The sequence below is a fragment of the Actinophytocola sp. NPDC049390 genome (assembly GCF_044466355.1).
Classification (GTDB): Bacteria; Actinomycetota; Actinomycetes; order Mycobacteriales; family Pseudonocardiaceae; genus Actinophytocola.
Genome location: NZ_JBITMQ010000008.1, coordinates 64883 through 85265, shown reverse-complemented (window position 1 = coordinate 85265; position 20383 = coordinate 64883). Strand labels below are relative to the sequence as shown.

Annotated in this window: 17 protein-coding genes; 2 read left to right on the top strand and 15 right to left on the bottom strand. The window is 71.4% G+C overall.

The genetic code is table 11. The features are described 5' to 3' along the window. Nucleotides 1-59 precede the first annotated feature (59 nt). From ACIBVP_RS22825 to ACIBVP_RS22800, 6 genes are all read right to left on the bottom strand, one after another. Entirely contained in the window at nucleotides 60-815 is a 756-nt protein-coding gene (locus ACIBVP_RS22825; protein ID WP_396108261.1) for a lysostaphin resistance A-like protein, read from the bottom strand. A 61-nt stretch (nucleotides 816-876) separates the two neighbouring features. Continuing rightward, complete coding sequence (locus tag ACIBVP_RS22820; RefSeq protein ID WP_396108260.1) at nucleotides 877-1941, bottom strand: amidohydrolase family protein; 1065 nt, start codon at nucleotides 1939-1941, stop codon at nucleotides 877-879. A gap of 3 nt (nucleotides 1942-1944) precedes the next feature. Next, the gene (gene ffh / locus ACIBVP_RS22815) at nucleotides 1945-3501 is read right to left on the bottom strand and encodes a signal recognition particle protein (RefSeq protein ID WP_396108258.1); all 1557 of its coding nucleotides are present in this window, start codon (nucleotides 3499-3501) and stop codon (nucleotides 1945-1947) included. Between the two features lie 379 nt (nucleotides 3502-3880). Then, a complete protein-coding gene (locus ACIBVP_RS22810; RefSeq protein ID WP_396108257.1) occupies nucleotides 3881-6316 on the bottom strand; it encodes a [protein-PII] uridylyltransferase in 2436 nt (811 codons plus the stop codon). After that, nucleotides 6316-6654, bottom strand: coding sequence for a P-II family nitrogen regulator (locus tag ACIBVP_RS22805; RefSeq protein ID WP_184814642.1), 339 nt, complete (start codon nucleotides 6652-6654; stop codon nucleotides 6316-6318). The genes ACIBVP_RS22810 and ACIBVP_RS22805 overlap by 1 nt, the downstream gene beginning before the upstream one ends. A 3-nt stretch (nucleotides 6655-6657) precedes the next feature. Next, the gene (locus ACIBVP_RS22800) at nucleotides 6658-7983 is read right to left on the bottom strand and encodes an ammonium transporter (protein WP_396108256.1); all 1326 of its coding nucleotides are present in this window, start codon (nucleotides 7981-7983) and stop codon (nucleotides 6658-6660) included. Nucleotides 7984-8152: 169 nt separating this feature from the next. Between ACIBVP_RS22800 and ACIBVP_RS22795 the strand changes: the two genes are divergently transcribed. Further along, complete coding sequence (locus ACIBVP_RS22795; protein ID WP_396108255.1) at nucleotides 8153-8758, top strand: (2Fe-2S)-binding protein; 606 nt, start codon at nucleotides 8153-8155, stop codon at nucleotides 8756-8758. On the opposite strand, the gene ACIBVP_RS22790 is transcribed toward ACIBVP_RS22795, so the two are convergent. The 8 genes from ACIBVP_RS22790 to ftsY form a co-directional block, all read right to left on the bottom strand. Next, nucleotides 8746-10260, bottom strand: coding sequence for a phosphatase PAP2 family protein (locus tag ACIBVP_RS22790; RefSeq protein WP_396108571.1), 1515 nt, complete (start codon nucleotides 10258-10260; stop codon nucleotides 8746-8748). The genes ACIBVP_RS22795 and ACIBVP_RS22790 overlap by 13 nt on opposite strands. A gap of 2 nt (nucleotides 10261-10262) precedes the next feature. Beyond that, the gene (locus ACIBVP_RS22785; protein WP_396108254.1) at nucleotides 10263-11633 is read right to left on the bottom strand and encodes an endonuclease/exonuclease/phosphatase family protein; all 1371 of its coding nucleotides are present in this window, start codon (nucleotides 11631-11633) and stop codon (nucleotides 10263-10265) included. 58 nt (nucleotides 11634-11691) lie between these two features. Then, entirely contained in the window at nucleotides 11692-12792 is a 1101-nt protein-coding gene (gene alc, locus ACIBVP_RS22780) for an allantoicase (protein WP_396108253.1), read from the bottom strand. After that, nucleotides 12792-14111 (bottom strand): allantoinase AllB, encoded by a 1320-nt coding sequence (gene allB / locus ACIBVP_RS22775; RefSeq protein ID WP_396108252.1) that lies wholly within the window; start codon nucleotides 14109-14111, stop codon nucleotides 12792-12794. Before allB ends, alc begins: the two co-directional genes overlap by 1 nt. Further along, nucleotides 14108-15337, bottom strand: a complete 1230-nt coding sequence (locus ACIBVP_RS22770; protein ID WP_396108251.1) for a DUF6986 family protein — start codon at nucleotides 15335-15337, stop codon at nucleotides 14108-14110. Before ACIBVP_RS22770 ends, allB begins: the two co-directional genes overlap by 4 nt. A gap of 1 nt (nucleotide 15338) precedes the next feature. Then, a complete protein-coding gene (gene aceB / locus ACIBVP_RS22765) occupies nucleotides 15339-16904 on the bottom strand; it encodes a malate synthase A (RefSeq protein WP_396108250.1) in 1566 nt (521 codons plus the stop codon). 78 nt (nucleotides 16905-16982) lie between these two features. Beyond that, entirely contained in the window at nucleotides 16983-17558 is a 576-nt protein-coding gene (locus tag ACIBVP_RS22760; RefSeq protein ID WP_396108249.1) for a nitroreductase family protein, read from the bottom strand. 11 nt (nucleotides 17559-17569) lie between these two features. Continuing rightward, complete coding sequence (gene ftsY, locus ACIBVP_RS22755; RefSeq protein WP_396108247.1) at nucleotides 17570-18886, bottom strand: signal recognition particle-docking protein FtsY; 1317 nt, start codon at nucleotides 18884-18886, stop codon at nucleotides 17570-17572. Nucleotides 18887-18986: 100 nt separating this feature from the next. On the opposite strand from ftsY, the gene ACIBVP_RS22750 reads away from it, so the two are divergent. Next, entirely contained in the window at nucleotides 18987-19490 is a 504-nt protein-coding gene (locus ACIBVP_RS22750) for a pyridoxamine 5'-phosphate oxidase family protein (protein WP_396108246.1), read from the top strand. Nucleotides 19491-19697: 207 nt separating this feature from the next. On the opposite strand, the gene ACIBVP_RS22745 is transcribed toward ACIBVP_RS22750, so the two are convergent. Continuing rightward, nucleotides 19698-20201, bottom strand: a complete 504-nt coding sequence (locus tag ACIBVP_RS22745; RefSeq protein ID WP_396108245.1) for a hypothetical protein — start codon at nucleotides 20199-20201, stop codon at nucleotides 19698-19700. Between the last annotated feature and the right edge of the window lie 182 nt (nucleotides 20202-20383).

Sequence of the window (20383 nt, the reverse complement as noted above, 5' to 3'; positions counted from 1 at the left end):
GGCACGGTGAGAGGGTCCGGCCACGACGGACAGCTAGCCATTATGCCAGGACGGCATATTCAGGCGGGCATCGCCCCGACGGCGACGAGCAGCGTCGCCACCGCGGGCAGGAAGTTGTTGACCTGGTGGGCGACGATGCTCGCGCCCAGACGGCCCGTGAACAGCCTGGCCAGGCCGATCGGGATGCCGATGACCAGCAACAACGACGTGCGCAGCGGTTCGAGGTGGCTGACCGCGAAGATGATGGTGGTGAGGACGAACACGGCCCAGCGGCCCCACTTGAGCCGTTCGAGCGCGCCCCACAGCAGGCCGCGGTAGATGATTTCCTCGCAGACCGGGCCGATCAGCCACACGAACAGGAACATGGCGATCGCGAGCGCGATGGGCATGCGCTGGTTGTCCACCAGGGCACCGACCGCGGACTGGGCGTTCTGGTCGCCGACCAGGTTGGTCCACAGGAACGCGGCGACCGTCGTGCAGATCAGGCCGATGAGCCCCCACTTGAACCCGGCCCTGACGTCCTCGGCACGCATCGACCAGCGCAGGTCGATCCGCGGGCCGTTGCCGCGCAGCTTGGTGACGAGCAGCGCCACGCCGGTCGCGAGCACCGTGGGCACCATCGTGCCGATCACGATGACCGAGGGTGACCCGACCGCTTGCGGCGCGACCGCGCTGACCAGGGCGCCGATGACGACCGCCGACAGCACGAAGACCGCGAACACGAAAAGGAACGCGCCGAAGCCCCATTTGTGGGTGCGTACCTCCGAGGGTTCGGCGACGTCGGGCGTGGGCGTCGCTTCCCGCTCGGTCGTCACCTACCTCAGGGTAGTGCGTCATCGACCGCCGAACCCGATGGATCAGGCGTCAAATGACGGTCTAAAGAATGACACGGCCGCGCAGCACGATCCGGCTCGGCGCCCGCAGGGCCGCCAGATCCGCGGTCGGATCGGTGTCGTAGACGATGACGTCGGCCGCCGCGCCCTCCTCGATGCCGCGGAAACCCAGCCAGTCGCGTGCCTGCCACGACGCGCTGGCCAGCGCGTCCGTGCGGGACAGGCCCATCTCGTGCAGGGCGACGACCTCGTCGACGATCCGGCCGTGGGCGATGCCGCCGCCCGCGTCCGTGCCCGCGTAGACCGGGACCCCCGCTTCCACGGCCGCGCCGACGGTCTGGCGGACGCGGGCGTACAGGTCCAGCATGTGCCCCGCGTACACGGGGTACTTGCTGGCACCGGCCGCGAGGCCGGGGAACGTCTCGATGTTGATCAGCGTGGGGACGAGCGCGGTGCCGTGGTCGACCATGAGGTCGATCGTGTCGGCGGTGAGGCCGGTGCCGTGCTCGATGCAGTCGATGCCAGCGCGGATCAGGCCGGGTAGCGCGTCCTCGCCGAACACGTGTGCGGTGACCCGGGCGCCCGCGTCGTGGGCGACCTTGATCGCCTCGGCCAGCACGTCGTCCGGCCACAGCGGGGCGAGGTCGCCGACCTCGCGGTCGATCCAGTCGCCGACGAGCTTGACCCAGCCGTCGCCGTCGGCCGCCTGCTCGGCGACCGCGGCGGGCAGCTGCGCCGGGTCCTCCAGCTCGTCGCTGACGTACCGGATGTACCGCTTGGGCCGTGCGATGTGCTTGCCCGCGCGGATGATCCTCGGCAGCTCCAGCTTCTCCTGCAGCGGCCGGGTGTCGAGCGGGGCGCCGCAGTCGCGGACCAGCAGCGTGCCCGCGTCGCGGTCCATGAGCGCGTGCTGCTCGGCCTCGTCCAGGTCCTCGGCGGCGAGGCCGATGTGGCAGTGCGCGTCGACGAGACCGGGCACGAGGAAGCCGCCGTCGGAGATCGTCTCCGCGTACGGGACCGGGGTCAGGCGGATGCGTCCGTTGACGATCCACAGGTCGCGGGTCTCGCCTTCGGGGAGCACCACGCCCCGCAGGTGCAGAGCCGGCATGCCTCAGTTGTCCTTGGGCTTCTTCGGGAACTTGAGCTTCGACGGGTCGAAGCCGGGCGGCAGGCCCTGGTCCAGCCCGGCGAGACCCGGCGGCAGCTCGCCCTGGCCGGGCGGCATCTTCGACAGGTCGGGCATACCGCCGGGGAACGCGGGCATCCCGCCGCGCACCTTCGGTGGCGTCGGGCCCCGCCCCTTGCCCTTCTTGCCCTTCTTGCCCTTGCGCGACTTGCTGCCACCGCGGTTGCCGCCGGGGAAGCCGAAGCGGCCCGCCATCTGCTGCATCATCTTGCGGGCCTCGTAGAAGCGGTTCACGAGGTCGTTGACCTCGCGGATCGCGACGCCGGAACCGCGGGCGATACGTGCGCGACGGGACGCGTTGATGATCTTCGGGTCGTTGCGCTCCGCCGGGGTCATGCCGCGGATGATCGCCTGCAGCCGGTCGAGGTGCTTGTCGTCGACCTGCGCGAGCTGGTCCTTCATCTGGCCCGCGCCCGGGAGCATGCCGAGCAGGTTCGCGATCGGGCCCATCTTGCGGACCGCGAGCATCTGCTCCAGGAAGTCCTCCAGGGTCAGCTCGCCGGTGCCGATCTTGGCGGCGGCGGCCTCGGCCTGCTCCTTGTCGAACGCCTGCTCGGCCTGCTCGATGAGGGTGAGGACGTCACCCATGCCGAGGATGCGCGACGCCATCCGGTCGGGGTGGAAGGCGTCGAAGTCCTCGAGCTTCTCGCCGTTGGAGGCGAAGAGGATCGGCTGGCCGGTGACCTCGCGGACCGACAGGGCGGCACCACCGCGGGCGTCGCCGTCGAGCTTGGTGAGGACCACACCGGTGAAGCCGACGCCGTCGCGGAACGCCTCGGCCGTCGTGACGGCGTCCTGACCGATCATGGCGTCGACCACGAACAGGACCTCGTCGGGCTGCGTGGCCTCGCGGATGTTCGCGGCCTGCCGCATCATCTCCTCGTCGACACCCAGCCGGCCGGCGGTGTCGATGATGACGATGTCGTGCTGGGCGCGCTTGGCCTCGTCGATCGAGCGGCGGGCCACGTCGACCGGGTCGCCGACGCCGTTGCCCGGCTCCGGCGCGTAGGTCGGGACACCGGCGCGCTCACCGACGACCTGCAGCTGGTTCACCGCGTTGGGGCGCTGGAGGTCGCAGGCGACGAGCAGCGGGGTGTGGCCCTGGCTGGTCAGCCACCGGGCGAGCTTGCCGGCGAGCGTGGTCTTACCGGAACCCTGCAGACCGGCGAGCATGATCACCGACGGCGGGTTCTTCGCCAGGTTCAGCCTGCGGGTCTCGCCGCCGAGGATCTTGACCAGTTCCTCGTTGACGATCTTGACGACCTGCTGGGCCGGGTTCAGCGCGCCGGAGACCTCCGCGCCCTTGGCGCGTTCCTTGACGGCGGCGATGAACGTCCGGACCACCGGAAGCGCGACGTCCGCCTCCAGCAACGCGATCCTGATCTCGCGCGCGGTGGCGTCGACGTCGGCCTCGGACAGCCGGCCGCGGCCGCGGAGGTTCTGCAGGACCGACGTGAGCCGATCGGAAAGAGTGTCGAACACCCTGTCGAGGGTAGCCGGTTGGGTGATCCGGTCGCCGGGATGGGCCCGACCCCTCGACGGGCCCAACCCCGGCCTACCCAGTCGCGCACCCTCCCCGATGCGCAGGTGAAGCCTCTCCTTTCGAGCACCGAGAGGGCAGCGCGAACTCCCCCGGTTCGAGGTAGGGGTAACTACTCAACTCCGCGAGTCGCGCCCCAGACACCGCGAGTCGCGCTCTGGAACACCGCGAGTCGCGTTCCCGGACACACCGAGTTGGTGGTTCCGTGCACACGCAGATGGCCCGGCACCTACACGAAACCGACAACTCGCTATGCCTGGGCACGCGACTCGCCCTGTCTGGGAACGCGACTCGCGGTGTTTGGGGGCGTGACTCGCGGGGTTAGCAGGTGGTTAGGACTGCTTGTTCTACTTGGGTTCGCCAGGTTTTGTTTGTGGTGTCGCCTGTGGTGTTGGCCAGGCTGAAGCTTGAGATCGCTGTGCCGCCTACCTGCATGGCGCGGGCCCACAGGACGTTCGCGCCGCAGCGTTCCAGGGCGTCCGCGACGCCGTGGAGGAGGCCCAGGCGGTCGGCGGCCCTCAGTTCCAGCACCACGTCCTTGCTGTCGGCGCCGCCGTCCGCCTCGTCGTCGAACCAGAGGATCCGGGGCTCCGGGGGGTCGTCCTGTTCCGAGGCGTAGTCGCGTTCCTTGGCGGCCAGTTTGTCCGCCAGCGGGAGGGAGCCCGTCACCGCACGCGTGAACTGTTCGCGCAGCAGCGCCGCGTCCGGCAGGGAGCCGAAGCGCGGGGACACCGAGAACACGTCCACCGCCGCGCCGGCGTGGGAGCGCAGTTCCGCCGCGTGGACCTTCAGTGAGTGCAGGGCCAGCACGCCCGCCGCACGGGACAGCAGGCCGGGGCGGTCGGGGGCGACGAGCGTGATCGTCGCGTAGGAGCGGTCGGCGGAGATGATCACGTCCGGGGTGCCGGACGCGGCGACCCTCTCCGCCAGTGACCGCTGTTCGTCGGTCAGCGGGGCGGGTGGTTCGTGCCGCTCCCCCGCCATGAGCCGCCGCGCCCTCGCCACCAGGTCGGCGACCAGCGACGCCTTCCAGTCCGTCCACACGCCGGGGCCGGTCGCGAGCGAGTCGACCTCCGCGAGGGCGTGCAGCAGCTCCAGCAGCACCGGGTCGCCGTCGAGGGTGTCGACGACGCGCTTGACGGTCGCCTCGTCCTCGATGTTGCGGCGGGTCGCCGTGTGCGGGAGCAGCAGGTGGTGACGGACCATCGCCGACAGCGTGGCGACGTCCGGGGCCGCCAGCCCGAGCCGCTCGCCCACCTGCTTCGCGAGTGCCGCGCCCACGACCGAGTGGTCCTGGTGGCGGCCCTTGCCGATGTCGTGCAGGACGGCGCCGATCAGCAGCAGGTCCGGCCGGGACACCCTGGTCACGAGCTTCGCGGCGTTGGCGGTGGCCTGCACGAGGTGCCGGTCCACGGTCCACACGTGCGCGGCGTCACGCGGCGGCAGGTCACGGACCGCGCCCCACTCGGGGAACAGCCGCGCCCACAGCCCGGTCCGGTCCAGCGCCTCGATCACGTCGATGAGGCCCTCGCCGGCGCCCAGCAGCGACACCAGCTCCTGCCGCACGTCCGCGGGCCACGGCGCACGCGGCTCCGGCGCGGACTCGCCCAGCCGCGACAACGTGCCGGGCGCGATCGGTCGGCCCGTGCGGGCGGCCGCCGCGGCGACACGCAGCAGGAGACCCGGGTCCTTGCCCGGGTCGACGTCGCGGGCGAGCGTGACCTCGTCACCGCTGAGCACGACCCCCTCGGCCAGCGGACGGCGCTGCGGCTGGCGGCGCAGCACGCCGAGCATCCTGCGTGCCTGGCGGGACGGCTGGATCGCGCGGAACGCCACGTCCAGCGCGTACGCGACCGCACGCCCTGCCCCGGACAGGGCCCTGGCCAGCGCGAACCGGTCACCGATGCCGAGCACGGACGCGATCTCGTCGCCGTCCTGCGGCATGAGCACGTCGCGGGGCCGGCCCGCGATGCGGCGGAGTTCGGTGCGGGTGTCGAGAAGCAGCCTGCGTGCCTGCGACACCTCCCCCGACGGCCGGTCGACCAGCTGCGCGAGGGCGAGCGCGTCGAGCAGCGCCAGGTCGCGCAGGCCGCCGCGGCCGTGCTTGAGGTCGGGTTCCACCCAGTGCGCGACCTCGCCGCTGCGCTGCCAGCGGGCACGTGCCGAGGCGGCGATGTCGTCCACCCGGCGCCGCACACCGGTGCGCCACGCCTCCCGCGCGGAGTCCGCGAGCTGACGGGTCAGGTCGGCGTCCCCCGCGAGGTGCCGCGCGTCGAGCAGGCCCGTCGCGGTGCGCAGGTCGTCCGAGGCGACGGAGATCGCCTCGGACACGGTCCGCACGGAGTGGTCGAGGCCGACGCCGGAGTTCCACAGCGGGTACCAGAGCTGTTCGGCGACCTTCTCGACGCGCCCGCCCGCCTTGCCGTCGTGGACGAGGACCAGGTCGAGGTCCGAGTACGGCACGAGTTCGCGGCGGCCCAGACCGCCGACGGCGACCAGCGCGATCCCCGTCGTGTCCGAGCCGATGCCGGCCTGCGCGGCGTGCACGGTGAGCCAGAACTCGTGCAGATCGGTCAGGGCCTCCCGCAGGACGTCCGGACCGAGCCGGCCCGCCTGGTGCACAGCGCCTGATGGTTCGCTCCGCAAGCTCCGCGAAGAGCCCCGGCCGAGCAGCCGGTCGCGGGCCAGCACCAGGTCGGCAGCAGTGGGGGCGGCCGGGACCTCGCGGGCGGCCGCCCCCTCCCCCTGAGGCACCATCAGAGCGCGTCTGTGCCGCGCTCCCCGGTGCGCACCCTGACCACGGTGTCCACCGGCGTGACCCAGACCTTGCCGTCTCCGATCTTGCCGGTCCGCGCGGCCTCGACCACGGCCTCCACCACCTTGTCCCCCAACGCGTCGTCGACCAGGACCTCGACCCGCACCTTCGGCACGAAGTCGACCGAGTACTCGGCACCGCGGTAGACCTCGGTGTGGCCCTTCTGCCTGCCGTACCCCTGGACCTCGCTGACCGTCATGCCCAGCACGCCGACCTGCTCCAGCGCGGCCTTGACGTCATCGAGCGTGAACGGCTTGATGATCGCCGTAACCAGCTTCATGGTTCAGCCTTCCTTGCTCGCCTTTGCCGGGACCTTGTTACCGGACAACGCGTCCGCCGCCCTGGAGATCGGCGACGACCCGCTGCGCAGACCGGAGAACTCGTACGCGCTCTCCGCGTGCTCCGCCTCGTCGATGCCGGTGACCTCCTCCTCGTCGGAGACGCGCCAGCCGATGGTGACCTTGATCAGGTAACCGATGATCAGCGTGACCACGAAGGAGAACGCGAGCACGGCGAGCGCGCCGACCGCCTGCTTGCCCAGCTGCGTGGCACCGCCGCCGTAGAACAGGCCGGACACGCCCGTGTCGTTGACGTAGGTCGTCTGGAACAGGCCGATGGCCAGGGTGCCCCACAGGCCGCCGACCAGGTGGACGCCGACCACGTCGAGCGAGTCGTCGAAACCGAACTTGTACTTGAGGCCGACCGCGAGAGCGCAGAACGCACCCGCGAGCACACCGATGAGCAGCGCGCCCCAGGTGTCGACGAACGCACAGGCCGGGGTGATCGCGACGAGGCCCGCGACGACACCGGACGCGGCGCCGAGGCTGGTGGCGTGCCCGTCGCGGAGCCGCTCGATGAGCAGCCAGCCGATGATCGCGGCGGCCGTGGCCGAGAAGGTGTTGATGAACGCGACACCCGCGAGCCCGTTGGCCGCCAGCGCGGAACCGGCGTTGAACCCGAACCAGCCGAACCACAGCAGACCGGCGCCCAGCATCACGAACGGCAGGTTGTGCGGCTTCATCGGCTCCTTGGGCCAGCCTCGGCGCTTGCCGACCACGATGGCGAGCGCCAGGGCCGCCGCACCGGCGTTGATGTGGACCGCGGTGCCACCGGCGAAGTCGAACGCGACGAGGTCGTTGGCGATCCAGCCGCCGACGTGCCCCGAGTCGTTGCTGAAGTCGAACACCCAGTGCGCGACCGGGAAGTACACGATCGTGGCCCAGAGGCCCGCGAACAGCATCCAGGCGCCGAACCGGACCCGGTCGGCGATCGCACCGGCGATCAGCGCGACGGTGATGACCGCGAACATCGCCTGGAACGCGACGAAGGCCGTGGTGGTCAGCGCGTCGGAGTTGCCGATCAGGCCGGAGAGGCCGATGTACTGGGTGACGTCACCGATGAGACCGCCGCCGACGTCGTCGCCGAAGGCGATGGAGTAGCCGTAGATGACCCACAGCACACCGACGACGGCGATGGCTCCGAAGCACATCATCAGCATGTTGAGCACGCTCTTGGTGCGCACCATGCCGCCGTAGAAGAACGCCAGCCCCGGTGTCATCAACAGCACCAGGGCGGCACTGGTGAGCAACCAGGCCGTATTCCCTTCCACGCTTTCCTCCTCCGCTTTGCGGGCATCGACTTGCGGAGGAGCATTCAAAAACCACGTTTCGCAGGATCGCGTGGTGTGTTTCACAGTGGTGAACTGTCGGAGCGTTCGTGTTACGAGCACGTTTCCGAATCCGCACCGCTACTCTCACGTCATCGCCGGTCCGCAGCCCGTGCCCGCCGTCGCGGTCACCGACCCCGCCTGGCTCGCCGACGCGCTCGCCGCGACAGCGAGCCGGTTCGCGCTGACCGACTCGGCGACCACCGGTGTCCTGTGGTGGTACTCGGCCAGCTCGGTGCTGCTCGGCCCGGTCGCCGGGACGTACGTGGCGGGTGGCCGGGTGGCCGATCCCGCGCTGGCGTCGATGACGCTGTTCCCGCACCCGGACGGGCGTCTGCTCGACGCCCGCTCGTCGTCCACTGTGGACCGTGCGGAGGCGCCCGCGCGCACCGCGGCCGTGGTCGCGACGTGCGTCGACGCGGTCGCGGCCGCGTCGGGGGCGAGCACGCGCGCGTTGTGGGCGATCGCGACCGACTCGCTCGCCAACCGGGTGCTGTGGGCGGGGGGCACCGCGGCCCACGCGGTCGAGCTGGCGGCTGACGACCGGTTCCCTGTGCCGCGGTACGTGACGGTCGACGGGCAGCCCGCGGTGCGGCGGGCGTCGTGCTGTCTCGTGTACGAGTCACCGGGACAGCGGAAGTGCGTCAGCTGCCCACGCCAGAGACCGGACGACCGGGTGCGGCGGATGCGGGCGGCGCTGCGCGGTCAGGGGACGTAGACCGCCAGAGCGCGTTCGCGGACGCGGAACGTGAAGCGGCGGCCGAGCGGACCGACCTCACCGTCCAGCGCGATCCTGCGGTGGCCGTCGAGGAGGACGACGTCGACAGAGGACACCTCGGCGTGGCGGTACACGTGCGACGTCGCCAGCGTGCCGGTGAGCGACGCGAGCAGGAACCGGGCGCGGGAGTACGGCACGTCGGCACGCAGGTAGCGCACGTCGAGCTTGCCCGCGGCGAGCGAGGGGCGGCGGGCCGCGCCGAAGCCCTTCGGCTCGTAGGGTCCGTTGCCGACGAACAGCATCCACACGAGGCGCTGGCGCCCGTTCAGCAGGATGCTGAGCGGTTTGGCGCTGCGCAGTGTGCGGGTGGTGGCGAGCAGCACGGCCGCCCACTTGGGCCAGCGGGCCTGGAGCTTTTCCCGCAGGCGCACGGTTTCCGGGTAGCCGCCGAGGCTCGCCGTGTTCACGAACACGACCCGTTCGACCTCGCCGGCGCGGTCGACGACGTCGACCGCGCCGGTGTCGCACACGACGACCGAGCCCGCGCGCGACGCGGCCTGTGCCTCGTCGAGGTTCGCGATGCCGACGTCGCGGGCGAAGTGGTCCAGCGTGCCCGCGGGGACCAGCACCAGCGGCAGGCCGTGGTCGACGGCGATCCCGGCCACGCACGCGACGGTCCCGTCCCCGCCCGCGGCGCCGAGGGCCCGGACGTCGTCGTTCTTGATCTTCTTCGTCAGTTCCCCGGCCACGTCCAGGTCCGGCACGATCTCGACGACGTCCGCGCGGGGCCACGCCTTGCGGACCTCCTCGCCCGCGTCGCCGCTCGACCCGGCGCCGGGGTTCACCACGAACACGAGGCCCTTGCCGTCGCCGAGTTCCGCCGCGGTGTCGCGTCGCCGGGGGCCGACGGGCAGGTCCTTCCGGTGTGGCCACCAGTGGCGGGTCGCGTAGGCGGCGCCGACGCCGATGGCCGCGCCCGCGACGACGTCCGACGGCCAGTGCACACCGGTGTGGACCCGGCTGTACGCGACGGCCGCGGCCACGGGGAACACGGCGGCGCCGACGCCGCGGTGCTCCATGGCGGCGGCCGAGGCGAACGCGAACGCGGACGCCGCGTGCCCGGACGGGAAGGACGACGACGTCGGTCGTTTCGTCATGCGCCGGTAGACCGGCAGGAGGTCCGCGGCCGGGCGGCGGCGGGGAAAGAGGTGTTTGCCGACGGCGCTCGCGGCGAAGCTCGCGAAGCCGATGGCGGCGACACCACGCGCTCCGGACCGCCGGGTGGCGCCCTTCCCGGAGATCAGCAACGCGGCGATCGCGAACCACAGCTTGCTGTGATCGGCGGCGCGGCCGAGCGACTGGAAGCCCTTGTCCGCCCGGGTACGAGGAAGATGACCGCTGCGCCGGACGAGTTCGGCGTCGATCCGACCAACCCGGCGAAAGCGACGCCTGAACAGTGTCCGCACGGCGGAGGAGTACCGCGAACCGGCTGCGCGAAACATCATCAGTCGACGACGAACCACTGTCCGCCCTGGAACGACAGCACGGCGTCGCCGAGGTCGCTCGAGGTGAACGGGACGGCGGCACGGACCGCGGTGGCCGGGATCTGGACGGTCGTGCCCTGTGCGGTGACCTCCGCCGGGTCGACGGCCGCGGTCTTCAGCGCCGCCTTCTGCGCCGCGGACATCATGGACAGCGTCACCGGCATGGTCTGTTCGCACGGCCCGAAGCCCTGGTCCTCGGCCTGCTTCGCCGCCGGGCCCGCGATCTCGCACATCGTCGGCACGTCCTCGGCCCCGATGGCGTGCAGGAACTGTTCGTACCGCGCGATGGCGCCCTCGGTCGTGGGCCCCGCCTGCGTCGTGGTCGTGGTCGTGGTGGGGGCCGTGGTCGTCTTCGAGGCGGGCGGGCCGACCGTCGCGGTGAGGTCGAGCGTGGTCGACAGGCCCCAGTGGTCGGACTCGTGACTGACGAACCGGACCGTGTCGGTGGTGGCGACACCGCGCACGAGGATGTAGTCGATGCGCTTCGTACCGAGGTACTTGCGCTTCTCGTTGCTGGTCGGGCCCTTGTCGCGGGCGACGTCGGTGTACCCGTGGGTGTCCATGAACGCGCGGATCGCGTCGACTGTCAGCCGGTTCGGGTACGGCTGCCCCGGCACGAAGTCGATGGTCTGGTTGAAGTCGCCGGTCAGCACGGCCGGGTCCGTGTTCGCCTCGGTGACCTCCTGGATCCGCCGCACGTCCGCGGCGCGCTCCGGGTCGGGCACCTCGTCGAGCGCGAGGTGGGTGTTGTAGACGGCCACCGGGCCGGCCGCCGTGGTGATCTCGGCGCCGACGAACGACCGCCCGCCCGAGGGCAGCATGATGCCCTGGTCGGCGTTCTTCCCGTCGTCCTTCCTGCCGTCGTCGGTGAGGGGTTTCTGCGCGGTGACGCCGTCACCGATGCGGATGAGCTGCGCGTTGCCCGCGGGCACGTTCTGGTAGCCCGGCCGCGGGCCCGGCTCGCCGTCCTCGCCCTTGTAGTAGGAGGCGTCGACGGAGTACCCCCAGTTCAGCTGCCATTCCTCGCCGGTCCTTTTCCCGAGGATGTCGCGCAGCTCGCGTGCGGCGGGCAGGGCCATCTCCTGCAGGTTCGCCACGTCGCCGCGCTGGCCGAGGATGTCGTCGGCGAGGAGTTCGAAGTCGGCTGTGGTCGCGTCCGTGCCCGCCGAGTCGCCCGCGCTGTTCTTGTAGCCCATGGCGGCGTTGAGGTTCACGATCCGGACCTCGTCGTCGTGGACGGCGCCGGTGGGTCTCGCCGGCGGCGTGCTCTCCTCGCACCCGGCGACGAGGGCAGCCGCGACGGCGGTGAGCACAACCAGTTTCCTCGACACGCGCCCATCATCGGGGAGACCGGGCGCGGCCTGCCAACCGAACACACCTCTGACGGGTCTACGTGTGCGGCTCCTGTGCGGCCGGGATCTCCGTGAACGGGCGCCTCGCGACCAGATCGGCGGCCTCGGTGACCGGCAGCCCGGCCTCGACGAGCGCCGCCGTCGCGTCGCTCGCCGGGAGGGTGTTGAGCCACCGGCACACCAGGTCCGTCTGCCCCGTCTCGGTCAGCGCGCCGTGCAGTCGCAGCCGGGCCATGCCGCCGTCGGGGTAGACGTCCATGCGGACGTGGGTCACGGCGGGACCCCGCAGGCGGAAGCGGTGCCGGGTGTCGGGCTGCAGGCGGGTTCTGGGCAGCAGTTCCACCCAGTCGTCGCCGACGCGCCCGGTGAGCGACGCCCAGCCCGGCGCGTTCCCCTTGAAGTGGCTGGTGTCCAGCTCGGCCATGCGCACCACGCCCTCCGCGGCGAGCCGGACCGAGATCCAGTCGTTGTCGTCGTCGCGGCGCCGGGCGGTCTCCCAGCCCTCCCCCATCACCTGCGCGAAGCCGGGCGCGATCAGGTTCGCGGGCGAGGAGTAGAACATGTTGCTGCAGCCGTCGATCGTCGCGCCGTGTTCCAGCGCGGCGAGGTCCAGCGACGCCAGGTCGAGGAACCTCGGGTCGGCGACCGGTGTGCCGTGCACCCGCAGCCGCGCGACCCCGCCGTCGGGGTCGATGGTCAGCCGCACGTGCGTGTACCGCTGCGGGTCGGCGACGTCGAACGGGTTCTTCGTGTTGCCCAGCAAGGGAGAACGCGGCACGAGCGGTTGCCAGTCCGCGTCCGCCAGCTCCTCGGGTGACGGGTAGCCGTCCACCGACGCGCCCTCCACCCAGCAGAACGGCGGGTAGTTGCCGGTGAAGTACGCGGTGTCCACGACGATGCCGGACACCACCCCGGGCAGCCCGAGCCGGACGACGGCCTGGTCGACGCCCGGCTCGCGGCGCCTGCGGGTCTCCCAGCCGTCGTAGATCTGTCCTTTGTGGCCGAAGGTGGCGGGCTGGAACACCGGTTCCTGCGGGCGGATCAGGTTCTCCCGCTCGGCGAACAGCTCGTCGTTGGCCCACAGCACGCTGCCCCCGGCCCGGCGGGACGCGAGATCCGGTAACCCCGTGAAGTCCATCAGCGCTCCAACAGCTTCCCGTGCGGAATTTTTCCGGTGACGTCGCGGCCGCGTAACCACGTCCGCCGCACGACCCCGGTCAGTGTGCGGCCGTGATAGGCGGAGACGGCGTTGCGGTGGAACAGTTCCGCCGCGTCCACGGTGAACTCGGCGTCGGGCGCGAACACGCACAGGTCCGCGTCCCGGCCGGCGGCGATGGCACCCTTGGCGGTCAACCGGGCCAGGTCCGCGGGTGCCGCCGACATCCACCGCACCACGTCGGCCAGCGCCACCCCGCGCCGCCGCGCCTCCGTCCACACCGCGGGCAGTCCCAGCTGGAGCCCCGCGATGCCGCCCCACGCCTCGCCGAAGTCGCCGGTGCCGAAGCATTTCAGGTCGGCGGTGCACGGCGAGTGGTCGCTGACCACGCAGTCGATGACGCCGTCCGCGAGGCCCTGCCACAGCGCGTCCCGGTTGGCGGCGTCGCGGATCGGCGGGCAGCACTTGAACTGCGTGGCCCCGTCGGCGATCTCCTCGGCGGTCAGCGTGAGGTAGTGCGGGCAGGTCTCGACGGTGATCGCTACCCCGTCGCGGCGCGCGGCCGACAGCATCGGCAGCGCGCCCGCCGACGACAGGTGGAGCACGTGCACGCGGGCGCCGGTGCGCCGCGCGAGGTCTATGAGGGTGGCGATCGCGCGGTGCTCGGCCTCTTTCGGCCGGGACGCGAGGAAGTCGCGGTAGGCGCGGCCGTGCGGGTCCGGCGCGTGCTCGATGAGGTCCGGGTCCTCGGCGTGGACGATCATCAGCGCGTCGATCCCCGCCAGCACGTCGAGCGCGTCCCGCAGCTCACCCGTCGACAGGTGGCCGAACTCGTCGACGCCGGAGTGCAGCAGGAAGCACTTGAAGCCGAACACACCCGCCTCGTGCAACGCGGGCAGCCGCGCCAGGTTGCCGGGCACCGCACCGCCCCAGAAGCCGACGTCGACGTGTGTGCGGCCGAACGCGGTGGCGCGCTTGACGTCCAGCGCCGCCACGTCGGTCGTGGGCGGCACGCTGTTGAGCGGCATGTCGAGGAGCGTCGTGACCCCGCCCGCCGCGGCCGCGCGGGTGGCGGTCGCGAAGCCCTCCCACTCGGTGCGGCCGGGGTCGTTCACGTGCACGTGGGTGTCGACCAGGCCCGGCAGCAGCACCTCGTCGTCGGCGAGGTCGACGAACACGGGCCCGTCGAGCTCCGGCTCGACCGCCACGATCACGCCGTCGGCGACGCCCACGGCACCCGGCCGCTCCCCTTCCGGCGTGATCATCCTGTGCGCGCGGATGACGAGATCCGGTGGTGTCACAGGGGCTCCCGTCTGACCAGCCTGCCCAGCTCGTCCTCGGTCAGCCCGCACAGCTGCTCGACGTCGGCGGCGGACAGCGCACCGCAGTCCAGTGCCCGCCGCATGGACATCGCGAGCGCCTGCGCCGTCGCGGGTTCGTCCAGGACACCCGCGTCGGCCTTGTGGACATAGGCACGCAAGCGTTTGGCGTCGGCGGCCGCGTTGCCGAGGTAGAACGCGTAGTTGGCGGCGTAGCGGGTCACGAGCTGCGCCGGGTGCAGGTCCCAGCCCTGGTAGAAGCCGTGCGTCAGCGACCGCAGTGTGAACCCGAAATGCGTGCGCCATGCCGTGTGGACGGCATCGCGGTCGCCCACCGGCAGCACGTTCGTGGAACCGTCCGACAACCGCACCCCGGTGCCCGCGGCACTGACCTGCATGACGTGCCGCGCGAAGTCGCACGCCGCGTGACCGAGGTGCTGTTCCGAGGCGGACAGGCCACACGCGGCGGTGTAGTCGTAGGTGCCGAAGTGCAGCCCGGACACCCGGCCCTTGCCCGCGGTGATGAAGCCCGGGATGGCGAGCGCGCCCGACACGTCCACGATGGACTGCGTGGTCTCGATCTGGATCTCGAACCGCAGCCGGCCCGGCGGCAGGTCGAGCCGGTCCTCCAGCACCTCCAGGAGTTCCACCAGTATCGCGACCTGCTCGACGGCGGTCACCTTCGGGAAGGTGAGCACCAGCCCGGCGGGCACCTCGGTCAGCTCGGTGAGGAACAGGTCGAGCGTGCGCACGCCACGCTCGAACAGCTCGAACGACTTGAACCGGATGCCCACCCACGGAGTCGCCATCGTGGTGGCCAGGCCCGCGCAGCGGACCACGTCGGCGTCCTCGTCGGCGGCGGGCCGCAGGCCGTAGCCGTCCTCGAAGTCGATCCGCAGGTCCTCGACGGGTTCCCGCCGCAGCTTCGCGACCACCTTTTCGTGCACGGGTTCCGCCAGGTCGGGCGGCATGCCCAGGACCTGCGCGAACGCGTGCGGGCCGGGTGCGTGCTCCGCCAGCGCCGCGAGGGCGGCCGCGCCCCAGCGCGCGGGCAGGTCGCCGGTGACCTGGTCGGCCGGGACGTAGCACGTGTGCACGGGCTGCCGCCCGCCCGCGTCACCGGGGTAGCGCGCCGCCCGCGCGGCGTCCACCTCGGACAGCCGGCGGGCGAGCCCGGCGAGCAGCGACCCGTCCAGGGACGTGCGCACCTCAGATCCGCTCGTAGGCGGGCAGAGTCAGGAAGTCGGGGAAGTCGTCGGCCAGCGCGACCTGCTCGAACAGCTCGCACGCCGGTTCGAGGTGTGCGAGGCCGTCGAGGTCCGCGCGGACGTCGGCCAGCAGCTCACGCACCAGGTCGGCGGTGACCGTGGCACCGGTGTCGAGCTTGACGTCGTTGCGCACCCACTGCCACACCTGCGAGCGGGAGATCTCGGCGGTCGCCGCGTCCTCCATCAGGTTGTGGATCGCGGCCGCGCCGTTGCCGCCCAGCCAGGACGCGAGGTAGCGGACGCCGACGTCGACCGCGGCCCGCAGGCCCGCGGCGGTGGTGTTGCCGGGGGTCGACCTGACGTCGAGCAACTGGTCGGCGGTGACGGACACGTCCTCGCGGAGCTTGCCGAGCTGGTTCGGGTCGTCGCCGAGGACAGCCGTGAACTCCTCGTCGCAGATGGACACCAGGTCGGGGTGCGCGACCCACGAGCCGTCGAACCCGTCGCCCGCCTCGCGCCGCTTGTCGTCGTGCACCTTGGCGAGCGCCTTCTCGGTGACCTCGGGGTCGCGGCGGTTCGGGATGAACGCGGCCATGCCACCCATCGCGAACGCGCCCCGCTTGTGGCAGGTGCGGACCAGCAGCTCGGTGTAGGCCCGCATGAACGGCGCGGTCATGGTGACGTCGTTGCGGTCGGGCAGCGTGAAGTCGGCACCCGCGTCGCGGAAGTACTTGATGATGCTGAACAGGTAGTCCCAGCGGCCCGCGTTGAGGCCCGAGGCGTGGTCGCGCAGCTCGTAGAGGATCTCCTCCATCTCGAACGCGGCCGGGATCGTCTCGATGAGGACGGTGGCGCGGACCGTGCCGTGCGGGATGCCGAGGGTTTCCTGGGCGTGGGTGAAGACGTCGTTCCAGAGGCGTGCCTCGAGGTGCGACTCCATCTTGGGGAGGTAGAAGTACGGGCCGCTGCCGCGGGTGAGCAGTTCCCGCGCGTTGTGGAAGAAGTAGAGGCCGAAGTCGACCAGTGCGCCGACCGCCCGGCGGCCGTTCACCTCGATGTGCCGCTCGTCGAGGTGCCAGCCGCGGGGCCGCATCACGATGACGGCGTGCTCGTCGCCCTTGAGCGCGTACTCCTTGCCCTCGGGCGAGGTGAACGCGATGGTCTTGCGGACCGCGTCGGCGAGGTTGACCTGCCCGCCGACCACGTTCTCCCAGTGCGGGGTGTTGGCGTCCTCCAGGTCGGCGAGCCACACCTTGGCGCCGGAGTTGAGCGCGTTGATCGCCATCTTCCGCTCGGTCGGCCCGGTGATCTCCACCCGGCGGTCCCGCAGGTCGGCGGGCGCTTCCGCGACCCGCCACTCGGACTCGCGGACGTCGCGGGTGCCGTCGAGGAAGTCCAGCCTGCCGGTCCGGGACGCCTCCTCGCGGCGCGTCGCGCGGGCTGCCAGCAGCTCGTCGCGCCGGGCGGCGAACCGCTCGTGCAGACCGCCGAGGAACTCCAGCGCCTCGGGGGTGAGAATCTCCTCGCTTCGCTCGACGGCACCGCCGAGCACCTGGATGTCGACCATGACCTACACCCTAGGTCCCCCATGCCCTGAAAGACGCTCTCGGGACGCTCAACGTCCCGAAAGCGTCTTTCAGGGCGTTCACCAGCGGCCGTGGTGGACGACCTCGTCGACCGGGCGGCGGGTGCGGCTCTTCGGGGAGCCGGACTGCTCGGGTTCGTCGGAGTAGCCGATGGCGATCGCGCCGATCGGCTCGTGGTCGTCGGGGACGCCGTAGCGCTCGCGGAACGGGCCCACGTCCTCGGGCTGGATGCCGAAGTACAGCGCGCCGAGGCCCTGGTCGACGGCCGTCTGCAGGATCAGCAGCGTGGCCATGCCGGTGTCGATGTGCCAGAACGGGACGGGCCAGCGGGCCTCGTCGCGGTCGGTCCAGCCCTTGTCCGGCTCGGCGTAGCGGTCCAGGTACACCCGCTTGCACGACAACGGCACGATCAGCAGCGGCGCGGTGGACACCCCGTTGCCGTGCGGGCGCAGCGCCCAGAACTTCGCCAGGTCCTCGCCTTGGAGCACGAGGAACGCCTGCCCCTGCGAGAACCCGGCGGACGGGCCGCGGGTCGCGTTGTGCAGGATCCGGTCGAGGACCTCCTTCGGCACCGGGCGGTCGGCCTGGAAGCGGCGGACCATCCTGCGCTTGCGGACGACGTCCTGGAACTCCATCGAAGCCCCTCTCAGTTCAGCAGCGCGTCGACGAACGCGCCCGGCTCGAACGGCGCCAGGTCGTCGGCGCCCTCGCCGAGCCCGACCAGCTTGACCGGCACGCCCAGCTCGCGCTGCACCTGGAAGACGATGCCGCCCTTCGCGGTGCCGTCGAGCTTGGTGAGCACGATGCCGGTGATGTCGACGACCTCGGCGAACACGCGGGCCTGGGTGAGGCCGTTCTGGCCGGTGGTGGCGTCGAGGACCAGCAGGACCTCGTCGACCTTGGTCTGCTTCTCGACGACCCGCTTGACCTTGCCCAGCTCGTCCATCAGGCCGGTCTTGGTGTGCAGGCGGCCCGCGGTGTCGACGAGGACCGCGTCGACACCGGTCTCGACGCCGCGCTTGACGGAGTCGAACGCGACGGCGGCCGGGTCGGCGCCTTCCTTGCCGCGCACGACCTCGGCCCCGACCCGCTCGGCCCAGGTGGCGAGCTGTTCGACGGCCGCGGCGCGGAACGTGTCGGCCGCGCCGAGCATGACCGTGCGCCCGTCGGCGACGAGCACCCGGGCGAGCTTGCCGGTGGTGGTGGTCTTCCCGGTGCCGTTGACGCCGGTGACGAGCACGACCGCGGGCAGCTTCGTACCGTTGTCCTCGTGCGGGAGCGCGCGGACGGCCCGGTCCATGTCGGGGTGCAGCGCGTCGACGAGCACGTCGCGCAGGAGCGTGCGGGCCTCGTCGGCGGTGCGTACCTTGCGGCTGACCAGCTCCTCTCGGAGCCGCTCGACGATCTCGGTGGTGGTGGCGGCGCCCAGGTCGGCGAGCAGCAGGGTGTCCTCGACCTCGGTCCAGGAGTCCTCGTCCAGGTCACCGGCGCCGAGCAGCCCAAGCAGGCCCTGCCCGAAGGCGGAGCGGGAACGGGAGAGACGGCCACGCAGCCGCTCCAGCCGTCCGGCGGTGGGCTCGATCTCCTCGATCGGGGCGGGTGGCTCGGTCGGCGCGACCTCGTCGACGACCGCGGGCTCGGCCGGGACGACCTCGGGGCCCGCTTCGACGGCGGCCTCGGCCTGCGCGGGCGCGACCTCCTCGACCGGCTCGGGTTCGGTGACCGGTTCGTCGGCTGCCGGCTCGGGCTCCGGCTTCTTCGGCGGGGCGGCCGTCTTGGGTCCGCCCTGTGTGAAGCTGATGCCGCTGCCCGCCTGGTAGCCACCCTTGGCGGGCTTCTCCTCGACCTGCGGCTTCTCCGTCAGGTTGATCCGCCGCCGCCGGTTCAGCACCACGCCCGCGACCACGGCGAGCGCGAGCAGCACGACAACGGCGACGATGATCACGATCACGGTGCTCGACACGTCGCCATCCTCGCATCACCCCACGACGGGGTCGTCAGCGGCGATGAGTTTTCCGGACGGACGTGGTCCACATCGTCACATCACGACCGAGGAGTGACCGATGGCACCTGTAACCGAACTCGACCCGCGGTACAGCGAGATCACCGAGGCCTTCCCGTGGCCGGAGGCGCGGGAGCTGCTGGTGCGCGCGGAACTGTGCTGGCTGTCCACTGTCCGCCCGGACGGTCGGCCGCACGTCACCCCGCTGCCCGCGGTCTGGCACGACGGCGCGCCGCACATCGGCACCGGCCCCGACGAGCGCAAGGCCCGCAACCTCGCGGACAACCCGCACTGCGTGCTGACCACCGGCAAGAACGAGCACTGGACCGGGGTGGACGTCGTGCTGGAGGGCACCGCCCACCGGATCACCGACGACGCCACGCTGCGCGAGCTGGCCACGGCCTGGACGGCGAAGTACGGCAGCTTCTGGACCTACGACGTCGCGGACGGCATGTTCCGCCACGCGGACGGCGGCGGCGCGATGGTGTTCCGGATCGAACCGGTCGTCGCGTTCGCCTTCACCAAGGGCAAGGGGAACTTCGGCCAGACCCGCTACCGCTTCTGACCGGTCAGCGGGCGAAACGACTGTCTCCACTCCAGTCGATCTGTCACGCATCCGATCCGGAAGGCCGCCATGCCCGTGCGTCCGGCCGCCATGCGGTGGTGGAGGAGGATGAAGTCGGGACGTTGTGACTGCATGTCGATCCATTGGGGCGCCGGTGTGACCGGATCACCGACGTTTCGTCGAGCGTCAATGCGGTGGTTGGTCGGCTCACTCCGCACTCACCACATCGAGAGCGGCCCGGACCGGAACGAAGACGCCGAGATCGCGCGCGAAAGCGAGGAGTTGGCCGGGACGCGCGTCACCGCGACGCAGATAACGGCGCATAGCGCCGAACGCCAGCGATTCACCCAAGCGGTGACGAAGACGCATGACGTCGACGATGGTCCGCTCGGGGCCGTAGACACGGGCATTCTCACCCGGCGCGGCTTCCACCATGGACACGCCCACTTCGAACGTCGCTTCGGCGAACCGGAAAATCTCGGTCGGCGGATGGTCGATGCGGGGCGGTCGGCTCGGTCGTGGCACGGCGATCTGCACCGCGGAAGGGATCTCATCGGTCATGTCGTGCACGACCAGCGCGGAAACGCAACACACGACGGCGACCGGAGCGCGGTAGGCGACCGCGAGCAGGTCCGGCCAGCGCGGCGGAGGTGCGTCAGCCTGCCGAAACACACCACGGGACAGTTCGACGAAGCCCCCGTCGTCGCGCAACCGGTACAGGTCACGCGGATGGAGTCCGAACCCGCGCGCGGTTTGCGTGGTGAAGGTCCGCGGCAGCGAACGGGTCGGGGGGGGGGGGGGGGGCCCGCCCCCCCCCCCCCCCCCCCCCCACCAACACAACCCACACCCACGACAAACCCCACCCCCCCCACGGGAGCAACACGTAAAACAAA